Annotated in this window: 7 protein-coding genes; 1 reads left to right on the top strand and 6 read right to left on the bottom strand. The window is 63.3% G+C overall.

All coding sequences use genetic code 11. The annotated features are described in order from the left end of the window. Positions 1–806 precede the first annotated feature (806 nt). On the top strand, positions 807–2,159 hold the full coding sequence (locus H5U26_RS10510) for a sigma-54 dependent transcriptional regulator (protein WP_290619396.1): 1,353 nt from the start codon (positions 807–809) through the stop codon (positions 2,157–2,159). A 440-nt stretch (positions 2,160–2,599) separates the two neighbouring features. Here H5U26_RS10510 and H5U26_RS10515 read toward each other — a convergent pair whose 3' ends face one another. The 6 genes from H5U26_RS10515 to H5U26_RS10540 form a co-directional block, all read right to left on the bottom strand. Further along, positions 2,600–3,766, bottom strand: a complete 1,167-nt coding sequence (locus H5U26_RS10515; RefSeq protein WP_290619398.1) for a hypothetical protein — start codon at positions 3,764–3,766, stop codon at positions 2,600–2,602. Between the two features lie 484 nt (positions 3,767–4,250). Beyond that, on the bottom strand, positions 4,251–5,180 hold the full coding sequence (locus H5U26_RS10520; protein WP_290619400.1) for a hypothetical protein: 930 nt from the start codon (positions 5,178–5,180) through the stop codon (positions 4,251–4,253). A gap of 26 nt (positions 5,181–5,206) precedes the next feature. Beyond that, positions 5,207–5,908, bottom strand: a complete 702-nt coding sequence (locus tag H5U26_RS10525; RefSeq protein ID WP_290619402.1) for a C39 family peptidase — start codon at positions 5,906–5,908, stop codon at positions 5,207–5,209. 37 nt (positions 5,909–5,945) lie between these two features. Then, positions 5,946–6,332 (bottom strand): hypothetical protein, encoded by a 387-nt coding sequence (locus tag H5U26_RS10530; protein ID WP_290619404.1) that lies wholly within the window; start codon positions 6,330–6,332, stop codon positions 5,946–5,948. Positions 6,333–6,432: 100 nt separating this feature from the next. Beyond that, positions 6,433–8,058, bottom strand: coding sequence for a hypothetical protein (locus H5U26_RS10535; protein ID WP_290619406.1), 1,626 nt, complete (start codon positions 8,056–8,058; stop codon positions 6,433–6,435). A gap of 537 nt (positions 8,059–8,595) precedes the next feature. Beyond that, on the bottom strand, positions 8,596–12,195 hold a 3,600-nt coding region (locus H5U26_RS10540), incomplete at its 5' end, for a VCBS domain-containing protein (RefSeq protein ID WP_290619409.1).

Raw genomic sequence — 12,195 nt, forward strand, 5'->3', positions numbered from 1 at the left:
ACTGCCCCTTGGACGACCATCCCACCAACCTGTGCGGACACGTGCTCCCGGTTATCGGCGGCGCATGACTAAGCTTTAACAGGATGTTGAAAACGGCCATCCATGGGCTTCTTCAACTCGCTTCATACCAACATCCTCGCCAAAATCCCCGGTTTTCCGCCGGCATGCTATTCGACGCAAGCTACCATACAACGTGTGCGGTCGGTGTGCGGTCGGACATGTTGCATCCGCTGTGACGAACTTGCCTTCGCGGTGGCTCGCTTCAAGGTGTCCGGCAGGTCCAGCAGCCCCGGGAACGCCGCCGACGCGCCCGCTTCATCGGCCTCGCCCTTGCGTCGGTTGAGTGCGATTTTGGTGACCCGCGCCGAGGGCCAGGTCCGCGACACACACCACCCACCACGGTGGGTGCGGCGATTTTCAGGCTCCCAAGTGGCACTGTGCACACCCGGTCAGGCGTCGAATCGTGAGAGCATGCCGTGCTCCCGCCAGTACCCTGTCACCCCGTTGTCATCAACACGCTGCAGCGTTTGATGTTTTAATAGCATCCCTCAGAACCGCAGCTCGGGGGGGGGCTTCTGTTCGCCGCCGACGGCCGGATCGCGGGCGGTCACCTTCGATTCAGCAACGGCGTGTCGAACCTTTGGACAGGTTGTCAGCGTAACGAGCGCCTGCTGAAGTAGCGACGCCTCCACTTTGTGGGCTAGTTTGGAGTGTATGTTGATGATTTTTTGGGGAGGTCCGAAGCCAGGGGGGGCGAAAAAAAACCAGCCACTCCAGACCCTCCCGCGAGAGGAGTGGTAGCGACCATGGCGAACGCAGAGCGTTCTGTGCTGATTGTGTGCGATAGGCCGGATGGTGTTGTCAAGGGCCTTATCGACACGCTGGGTGCCGGGCACTGGAAGCCACTGCTCGTAGCGGAACCGGAGGCGGTGCCCGCGACGCTGCTCGCCCATCCCGAGTGCTGCGTGGGGGTGGTGACGTTGTGCGCTGCCGGTTACACGCCTGACAGGCTGTATGTGCTGTGCGCTGCGAGAACCGTGTCCTGGGTTTTCCTGATCGACCCCGAACTGCTGGAAAAGCCGGAGGTGACCCGCCTGATCGCCGAATCCGCCTACGACTACCACACGCAACCCGCTGACCCGAGACGATTGGCCATAGTGCTGGGTCGTGCCTGGGGCATGGCCCGGATACGCAGACGCAATCGGCAGGACGACGATTCCAACGCCGAGTATGAAATGGTCGGTTCAAGCCAGCCGATGCTCGAATTGTTCACACAAACGCGCAAGATCGCCGCTGTCGATGCGCCGGTTTTGATCACCGGCGAGTCCGGCACCGGCAAGGAACTGACAGCCCTGGCGATCCACGAGCGATCGCAGCGTGGCAAGGGCCCCTTCGTGGCCGTGAACTGCGGCGCGCTGCCGCCGACGCTCATTCAGGCCGAACTTTTCGGCTACGAAAAAGGCGCATTTACGGGCGCCGTCGCGCGCCAGATCGGCAGAATCGAAAGTGCAGCGGGTGGCACTCTGCTGCTTGACGAAATCGGTGACCTGACCCCTGATTTCCAGGGTCATTTGCTGCGGTTTCTGCAACAAGGAACGATAGAGCGCCTCGGCAACCCACGCCCTATTCCGGTCAACGTGCGCATCATCTCGGCTACCAACGTGAACCTCGAGCAGGCGGTGGCCGCCGGGCGCTTCCGCCAGGACCTGTACTACCGGCTCAATGTATTGCGCGTGAACATGCCGCCGCTGCGCGAGCGCGGGGAAGACGTGGTGCTGCTCGCGAAGTTTTTCTTCGAAAAGTTCGCCCCCGAGAAGCGCCCCCACGTCCAGGGATACTCGAAAAAAGCCCTGCAAGCACTGATGGAGCACGACTGGCCAGGGAACGTGCGCGAGCTGATCAACCGCGTGCGCCGTGCCATGGTGATGTCCGAGAATCGCCTGATCACTCCGGACGACTTGGGACTTGCGAACATCAACCCCACAGCGTCCGCCCAGCCCCGCCTGCATGACGCGCGAACCAATGTCGAGCGAGAGACTCTGGCGACACACCTGCTTAACGCGCGGGGCAATCTGTCGCTGGCGGCGCGCCAGATGGGTATTTCGCGAGTGACGCTGTACCGGCTCATGAAAAAACACGAGTTGCAGCCGGCTCGTTAACGCGACCAGTGTGTCTAGGGACGCTGAATAGCTTCGTTCTGGAGTTCCCAGCGCCCGCCATCGGAAAGGCGTGGTTTTCCGATGGCTCACACGATCAGCAGCTTACCGCCGCTGATCTTGGCAGCGCGTCCCTGCGCTGCGGGAAACGCTGACTCAATCCATCCCGCCACTCCCCGCTTCCACATGAGCAAGCCTGGATTTACCAGTGCCCGCCACCTGGAAAAGCCCAGGTAGGCGCTGCTTCGCTGCGCGACGATGGCCCGACTGGACATCGCCGGAATTAGGCCTCTCTCGGCGGCAGCAGCCGCAGGACTTTCTTCCACGCGGCATCAACCGAGACAGTCAAGGCCTCTTGGCTGCGTTATCTGGAGGATCCGTCAAAAAGGGCCGCGGGCCGCCGGTTCATTCTGGGCGACCGGCGGCCGTTTTTGATGTTCTGATTAAAGCGCGAAGGGGGTACGGAACGTCAATTGCACGTCCGGGGCATCTGTGGTGGCCCCGATTGCAAGGTTGACGTTGACCGACTTGCTCGGACTCAGGCGCAACGAGAACCCCATCAGGAACGAGCCAATCTGCAGCCGATCCGAGTCCACTGTCTCCGCACTCGTACGAGTGGCCGTGGACAAAACGGTATTGTGTTCATAGCCGAGACTCATCGAGATGGCGCGATTAAGGCCGATACCCATGCCAAACGCGAACTTGATGACGTCGCCCGGGTCCACGCGCTCGAACTGTGTGCCGGCAATCGTTTTATCGACATTGTCGGCCAGTGTCATCGTATAGCCGACATTGCCGAACAGCACTACCGGATCGGTAGGATAGATGATCGTCAGACTTGGCTCGACGCTGTAAAACCCGGAGCCGGTCGGGAGATCTTCCTGCTGACCCTGTATGTCGTAGTCGACATCGAACGGCCCCTTGCCGGTCGCGCTCTTGGCGCGGAGGTTGGCAATGAAGAACGGCCAGCCGTTGAGGCCACTGTTCATCTGGTAGTGCAAACCCAGTTCGATATCGCCGATACCGTTGCCGGTAGCGCCATGGCGCTCGCCCTCGATCGGATCGCGCTCCGTGTCATCGCGATACACGTACGGTACCCGAATATCGGCTTCCAGCCGATTGGTGATTCCGTACCGTGCGGCCAGGGCGCCGGTCAGGGTGTCGCGGTCCGCATCCGCGGCCTCGATGGCCCCGATCAGAACCGCGTCCACGATCTCGACGCCGGAAAAGAAGAACCGCCGCGTGGATGAATGACTGTATTCAATCTGCGGTTCCACCACGAACTTCCCGCGCGGCGTCAACACGCCGCCCACGTCCGAGATCGCCGTGATTTCTGGCCGTCTTTTCTCCTCTTCGGGAGCTTTGCCTACCGCCTGCGAGGCACCACTGGCCGGGCCGTCAGCCCCACCGCGCTGGGTATCGAGGTCAGCCGACGAAACGATGAGTGGCGGCGCCGCGCTTACCAGCCGTTCCAGCTGATCGAGCCTGTCGCGCTGCTGCTCGATCTCCTTTTGGTGCTCCTCGATGGCAGCCCGAAGGCGCTCGATCTCGCCCTGCACCGAGGGTCCGGTTTCCTGCGCAAGCCCCGCCACCGGCAGCAATCCAGCCATCACCAACCCCACACCCTGCCGCACCATACTGAATACCCCACTTGTTTTTCGTTCTGGAAGGTGCCGGCCCGCGGCCTCCCACCGCGCAGATCACGGAACTTTGGACATTTCCACGCGCAAGCCACCCGGCGTAAGCGTCCATTGCGCTGAATCGGCCACGCGCGGAAGGCTGCGCTTTCCCGCTTCATCCCACAGGATGACAGCTACCCGCGGTGGCGGGGCGCCGGCAGTAATTGCCTGCTGCGCAAGACCCGCTCCGGAAACTTCACCAAGCTCCTGAGCCGACAGGGGTGCGTCCGGGACGCCTGAATTGGGCGCCCTGACCGGCTGCACGTCCGCAGCCCAACCGGGCGATACAGCCATCCAGGCCAGCCCGGCCAACAAGTACGCCACATAAAGTGGCTCACCACACCGTTTGCGCACTGCCCCTGCCTTCATAGAAAGAATTACGGCGTCAATTCAAAAATCTTGAGCGTGCTGCAACTCAGTAGCGATTGACTCCGCTGCCGACGACCGATCGGGCACGGATTACGTGCATCGCATTTGCCATTTGCTGCGCGAAATTCGCCACGCCCACATCCAGCGTGGTGCTCTGACTGATCGTTACGCCATTTTCCTGATTCGAAATCAGAGCCGCCACGTGCCCTTCGGTGATCTGGTGCAATATCTGGGTTGTGCCGCTATTCGCTACCGTCAACTCAAAGCCGCCATCCTTTTGTCCCAGAGTGGGCGCGCTCGGCTGAGTCGCTTGCTGGTCAAGATAGTTGGCGACGCTCTGCGGCACAGGCACAGACACAGGCAGCGAGGTTGCCACCGGCGGCGTCACCGTCTCGGGCGTATTCGCGATTTGTGGCGGGCTGGCGGCGGTCGGAACACTGATTGTGGGCTCAATCACGGACGCTACCGTCGGAGCAGTCGGAACAGTCGGAACAGTCAAACCAGTCGGTGCCGGCGGCGCAACCGGCGCGGGCGGACTTACTGCGGTGTTCGCCGCGGTGGACAGCGACTGCGGCGCTGCCGGCAGTTGCGCATTGGCAGCGGGAACCGCCGCATTCGGATTGGCCGACTGCTGCGTTCCATCGGCTGAGTAGACGGTGGTCGAGGTGGGCGTCCACTTGCGGGACAGATCGCCCCATGTCAGCAGCGTTACGACCCTGCCGATACCGGACACGGCTGACTCCACCCGCATACCAAAGCGCATCTCAAAGCCGTTTACCCGAAATCCGCCCCGCATGTCGTCGAGCTTGGTTTCGGAAACGCGGTTGAGGTCGCTGAACGGGTCGAGTGCGCCCACAGCAGCGAACACGGGAGTGGTGAACAGCAGCCAGCCGCTGATGGCGGCGCACGCGAAACGGTGTGCGCGGTGGCTCACATGGCCGTTGTACGAATTCATCATGCTCAGGTTTGCACCCATCGGAATTACTCCTCGAGAACTCGTTATTAAAAGTCGTTGACGCCCGGCAGGCCCATGGCGAAGGACGCCAGTCCATCGCGGCGCAGTGCAGTACCGAATGGCGCCTTGGTGCGGACCGCCCAGTCGTGGTCCGCGTTGAAATTCCGACGCGCCATATCGATGTCCTGGCGTATGACGAAGGCGATGCCATTCCACATGGCCTCAAAGTCACCGCGGCGCACGATGTTTACCCCTTGCACGGGATCGCCGACGACCACTTCGTCGCCGCGAACTCCCTTGACCACCACGAAATGCTTGTACCCACCGACATCGATCAGCGCAATGATGGGTACACCCACGTCGACGACCTGATTCAGGGTCATCTCGAAACCATCCGCCTTGACGCCGATGGAAGTCAGAAAGCGCTTCATGTCGAGCAGCGAGAAGCCTTCCTGTTGGATCTTTTCCTTGTCGCCGGCCTTGTACATGGCCTCGAAGACCTGCGCCTCGGACACCGGCGCGCCATAGTGGTAGGTCAACAAGGTCGCAAGCGCGGCCGAGCCGCAACTGAAGTCGTAGCGCTGCTGGATGACGGTCTTAAAACGCGCCTCCCGGATGCTGACGACCTTGGGATTGAATATCCCGCCCGGGGTGGGCAGGTCGATGCTGTCCGCACCGTTGGCACGCAGCGCCGGAGCCACACATACCAGCATGGTCCCCGCAAGCAATATCGCCGTCGTCCGCTTCACACTCTCCCCCTCGGTCCCCGGTATCGGTGACGCGCGATCAGGGTGCTGCTGGCGGCAGCGAATTCAGGAAAATATTCAGGATGGTGGAATTGTTCACGCTCACGTTGTTGCCGGTATTGGCCAGGAACGTGGTGAGGCCGCTGTTGTTCTGGACCAGGTTGTCAGCAATCTGCCCAGTGTTTGCCTGACCATTGCCGGTGACCACGATCTTGGTGTGATCCACATTCGCGCTCTGGTCCACGCCGCTCAGGTTGAGCACGCTGTTGCGGACGCCGATATTGGTGGCGCCCAGCGCGCCGTCACCGACTGCGCTCAAGCCGGACAATGGATCAGCGGCCCAGGCGGTGGTCGTCAGGGCAAGGAATCCGATGCTGGCCAATGCGCCCTTCAGGCGTAGCCATCTACTAAGGTTCAAGTAACTCATGGTGCGCTCCCTTGTCGATGCGGAGAGAATAAGACGGCGGGCGAGCCCGGGGACTCGCCCGCCGTCTTAACGCTTAACCCTTAAATGGGCTCAGCGCACCTTAATTACCGCCCGTGCTGGCCGGCATGCCGGAGGTGATGGTGCCGCCACCATTCACGCTGCCGACCATGGCATTCACGCTGACCGCGGCATTCTGGCTGGCGATGCCAGTGTTGCTGGTCACCGTGGTGATGCCACGGATGTTGGTGAAGGCACCGTTGATCCCGCCGCTCGTCCAGTCAAGGCTGGCCAGGCTGACGTTCTTCGACACTGCAGACGCAACTGAATTCTGCGAGTTGCTCGCACTGCTGGTCTGCGCATTGCTGCTGCTGGCGTCCGCGTCATTCGAGTTCGCCGCCGACTGGGAGTTGGTCGGCGAGCTCGTCTGAGCGTTGCTGGCGTCCGGATCCTGGCTGTTGGCGACCGTGGTGGTCTGGGTGTTGGCACCGCCCGTGGTCGACTGCGTGTTGCTCGCCGACTGGGTGTTGGTGGCATCCGGATCCTGGCTGCTGCTGGCGCCCGCGGTCTGGGAGTTGCTCCCGCCCGCGCTCTGCGTGCCAGTGGCACCCGTGGCGCCCTGGCCGTTGCTAGCCGAGCCCGTCGAATCGGCCGCGCCCTTCGTATCGCCGCCACCGCCTTCGCCAGCCTCGCTGGAACCGGCGCCCGCCAGCGCACCCGACAGCGCGCCCGCGACGCCCAGGTTGCCGGTATCGTCGTCGGAGCTGTTGCCCGCCGCTACGCCGCCCAGGTTGCCGGCGCCGTTCTCAGCGCTGGCACCCGACAGAGCGCCGCCCAGGTTGTCGGCGCCGCCGGCATTGCTGGCCGCCGTGCCGCCCAGGTTGCCGCCCTGCGCACCGCCCTCGGCACCGGCGACTGCGCCGCCCAGATTGCCGCCCAGCGCACCGCCCAGATTGGCCGCGCCCTGCTCGCTGTCGGTCTCGGCCGAGGAGCCGCCGACGTTGGCCGAACCGGCGCCGCCCAGATTGGCGGAGGTCGCGTCGTTGCCGCCCGACAGGCCCACCGCCACCGGCGCAAAGGTGATGCCGCTGACGCTGGCATTCAGCTTGCTAAGACTGACCATCTTGAGGTTGCCCGTGGAGGCGATGTCGATGATCGTCCCGCCCTTGCTGGCCACGTTGCCGGCGCCGCTTTCGATCAACTCGGCCTCGCCACCCTTGGTGGCAACGACCTTGCCGAGCGTCTGGTCGGCATCCACTTCGCCGCCCTTGGTGGCGACGTTCTTGCCGGACGTCTCGTCGATGTCGCCGGTAGCAAAGTTGCTGTCGGTGTTACCGCTCAGAACGTCGGTGGTGTTGTCGCGGAAGTTGCCGTTGTCGGAGACGTCGGTGGTGTTATCGCGGAAATTGCCGTTGTCGGAGACGTCGGTGGTGTTGTCGCGGAAGTCGCCGTTGCCCGTGGCGGTGTTGTCGCGGAAGTCGCCGTTGTCGGTGGTGGTGGTGGTGTTGTCGCTCAGCAGATCGTTGCCATTGGCTTGCGTACCGCCGCCGACGTTGCTATCGGTCACGTTGGTGGTGTTTTCGCTCAGCAGATCGTTACCGTTGACCTGCGCAGCACTGCCGGCGCCGGCTTCGTCCACACCGCTGGTGGTGTCGGCACGGGCAGCACTCGCCATGGCCAGCGAGAACGCCAGCATCGAGGCAGCCGTGATCGGCACCAACTTGCTCATACCTTTCACTGATTTCACTGATTTCACTGCACTCACTCCCAATTAAGGTGGTTGCGGGCGGTCTCTTACCGACGGACCGCACGATGCGGATGCCGGCCCACAAAGGGGCGCCCACAACGCATAAAGCACGTGGCGTGCCAGTCAAAATTTATGAAACAAGTAATTGAAATTATTATATTTTTTTAAAATACCGCGGAGGGTTGGTTAGCAGTCGTTTGTATCGAAGTCGTTACACTTCATCGGGTTGCGCGCCGCCGATTCCCGCGCCGGCGCTGGGATCGCGCGTTTTTATCCATTATCGCAATGATTCATAAAGGGATTTTTTGTAATTTTGGCTTTCCGGCCGGATTTTCATGGTTTATCCGGGGTGTATCGTCCGGTTAACACTTTCCGATGTGTAAAGGGGTTCGCGTGAACGGCCGGCGGGTTGTGACATGCGCCTTGCCACATCGCGCGTGGGCGATTGCGCAAACAAAAAAAGGCCGCGCGAGGGGATAACCCCCGCGCGGCCCGTCGCGACACCTTGCGCCGGCAGAATCAGGTGGTGGTGGTCTCGTGCGTCAGCACCAGGTTGCCGGACCCGATCATGCCGGCAACGGTCTGGCCAGTCACGCCGTTGAGCGTCGCCAGTGCCACGAAGTTGTCCCCGCCGCCATTGACATCGACCGTAACCACGGTGTTGCCACTGTTGGTCTGCAGGTGCACGAAATCCGTGGCATCGGAGACACCCTGCACGTAGCCGGCCAGCAGGTCGCCGATGTGCAGCACGTCGCCGCCAGTGCCAGTAGCGAAGTCGGTGATGACGTCGCCCGTGGTGCTGCCGGCCAGATCCCCTTGCCCCCACTTGAAGGTGTCCGCACCCGCTCCGCCGGTCAGGGTGTCGTTGCCCGCCCCGCCGATGAGCACGTCGTTGCCGCCGCCGCCCGAGAGCGTGTCGTTGCCGGCCAGACCCACCAGGATGTTGTTGGCGCTGCTGCCGGTGAGCGAGTCGTTGTGCATCGAGCCGATGAGGTTCTCGATGTTCGACAGCGTATCGGTACCGTCACCCCCGGTATTCTGGCCAGTCGTCACGGCCAGCGACACCGTCACTCCGCCTGCGGCATCGATGTAGGTCGCCGTATCGTTGCCGTCGCCGCCGTTCAGCTTGTCATCGCCGGCACCGCCGGCCAGGATGTCGTTGCCATTGCCGCCGTTGAGCGTGTCGTTGCCCCCCAGTCCAAGCAGGATGTCGTTCCCGTCGTTACCGTTGATGGTGTCGGCCGTTCCGTCGCGGCCGATCAGGATCTCGTCGCGCCAGATGCCGTCCAGCGTATTTTCGCCGGCCTGGTCCCGCCCAATACTCACGTCGGCGGTATCCGTGACCGCGCCTGATGTCGCCGTGTAGGTGAACGTACCGCCATCGATGGCGTTGGGGCTTTCCTCTGTGAACGTCACCGTCGGGCTGGTGAGGGTGACCAGGCCATCGATGGCACTAGCCACGGCGGTCAGATTCAGCGCCTGCCCGTTGGGCGCGCGATCGTTGGCAAGCAGCGCCCAGGTCGGGATGGCGATGGTGTCCGCACCAGTGGCAGCTTGCTGGTTGGTGAGCACACGGTCGTCGCGCACCAGCAGCACGTCGTTGGTGGTCGCCACGTTCAGGTGCAGAACGTTCGAGGCCGTGTCGCCGTCGTGGTCCACCAGCGTGAAGCCAATGTCCGCCGCGATCGGATCGGTGAACGAGGCCGGCGGGGTGTAGGTGAAGGCGCCGGTATCCATGTTCACCGCGATGCTGCCGCCCGCGGACAGCGCCACGGTCAGCACGTTGTTGGCGGTATTGAACCCGAAGGCATGGGTGGGGCCGGCAGTGATGGTGACTCCGCCGGCGCCACTGTTGGCCGCCGGATCGTAGGAGTACGTCGTGCCGTCCACCACGATCGACTTGATGAAGCCGCCGTCGGCGCCAAAGGTGGCGGTGCCGCCGTTCACCAGATTGCCGGTCACCGGCGCGATGGACACTGTCGCCACCAGGGTCGGGATCAGGGCGTTGAGGTCGGTGACGACGATTGAATTGCTGTCCTGGTGCTGCGCTCCGTCGTACGCAACCGGGTCCAGATAGCCTTCCGACACGCCGCTGCCCAGGCCAATGGCGTAAGCGGTGATGTTGTTGGCGTTCAGGAAGGCCTGCCATTCCTGCTGGCTGACTTCGTTATCGTTGGCGTTGATTCCTTCGTTGCCGATGCCGTCACCAAGCTCGGGGTTCGTCACCGACCCGCCCTGATTGGGATTGGAATTGGAGATCGTCGGCTGGCCGTCGGACACGAAGTACGCGACGTTGTTGGCATCAACGATCTTTCCACTGTCTGTGTAGGCGCTCATCGCGTCCTTCAGCGCGTCGTCGTAGTTGGTAGCCCCGTCTGCGTTGAGGCCGAGGATGACATCGCGAGCCTGCGCCACGGTCAACCACTGCGAGCTGTTGCCCACCTCGTCCGCAGTACTCGCAAAGGCGACCAGTTTCACCTTCACGTCGCCCAGCGCGTCGTACTGCTCGAGCAGCTCGAGCATCGCCGCCTTCATCAATTGCAGGCGGCTCATGCTCTGCACGCCAGAGGCGTCGTCCATGCTCCCGGACACGTCCATGATCAGCATGAGATTGGTGTTCGAGTGCGGCGTACCCTCCTCCTGGGCCAGCACCGGACTCGCCTTGGGCACGTCATCCACGATGTCGATCACGATGCTCGCCGGCGCCGAGCTGACGCTGCCGTCGCTGGTGGTCAGCGTAAAGGTGTTGCTCTCGGTGCCGTCCCCGTCGGTGGTCGGGCTGGTCAGGGTGTAGCTGTAGGTCGCCACGCCGGTGGTCGCGTTGTAGCCGGTCACGGTCAGCGTGCCGTTGCTGCCGACAATGGCGTTGTTGGTGCCCAGGACGCCAATCGCAATGGTCGTGTCGTTGATGGTCACCGACTGGATGTCGTCCAGACCGTCCGGGTCCGACACGGTGAAGGTGCCGCCCACCGTGACGGTGGTCGTACCCACGCCGGAGCCGTTCGACAGACCGGCTTCGTAGACGACGTCGTGCGCACCCTGCGGGTTGCCCGAGTCGGTGACGATGCTGGGCCCGTCGTTGGCGCCGTTGATGGTGATGCTCAGTGTGGCCGGACGGCTGTCGCCGTCGCCGTCGGTCAGGGTGTAGCCGAAGCTCTCGGTCAGGGTCTGACCGGCATCCAGCGCCTGCACCGCCGGCAGCGCGTTGTTGAGCACGTAGCTGTAGCTGCCGTTCGCGCCCACGGTCAGGGTGCCGTAGGTGCCGGTCACGGTGGAGCCCGCCACGCCGGTCCAGGCAATCGAGCCCAGCCCGTCCGCACCGGTGGTGTCGGCCACGCCGTCGGTGGCATTGCCATCGGTCCCGCCCACCGCGGTCAGCACGTTGCCGTCCGCCGTCAGCACGCCGTCTTCGGTCACGCTGTCACTGTCGTTACGCGCAATCGGCACGTCATCCACGATGTCGATGACGATGCTCGCCGGCGCCGAGGTCGACGTGCCGTCGCTGGTGGTCAGCGTAAAGGTGTTGCTCTCGGTGCCCGACACGTCGGTGGTCGGGCTGGTCAGGGTGTAGCTGTAGGTCGCCACGCCGGTGGCCGCGTTGTAGCCGGTCACGGTCAGCGTGCCGTTGCTGCCGACAATGGCGTTGTTGGTGCCCAGGCTGCCAATCGCAATGGTCGTGCCGTTGATGGTCACCGACTGGATGTCGTCCAGACCGTCCGGGTCCGACACGGTGAAGGTGCCGCCCACCGTGACGGTGGTCGGACCCACGCCGGAGCCGTTCGACAGGCCGGCTTCGTACACGATGTCGTTCGCCCCCCCCGGACCACCCGGGTTTTCCGGGTCCGGATCGACAACGATGCTGGGCCCGTCGTTGGCGCCGTTGATGGTGATGCTCAGCGTGGCCGCACGGCTGTCGCCGTCGCCGTCGGTCAGGGTGTAGCCGAAGCTCTCGGTCAGGGTCTGACCGGCATCCAGCGCCTGCACCGCCGGGTTGGCGTTGTTGAGCACGTAGCTGTAGCTGCCGTTCGCGCCCACGGTCAGGGTGCCGTAGGTGCCGGTCACGGTGGAGCCCGCCACGCCGGTCCAGGCAATCGAGCCCAGCCCGTCCGCACCGGTGGT

Origin of the sequence: Immundisolibacter sp., assembly GCF_014359565.1 — a bacterium.
GTDB lineage: Bacteria > Pseudomonadota > Gammaproteobacteria > Immundisolibacterales > Immundisolibacteraceae > Immundisolibacter.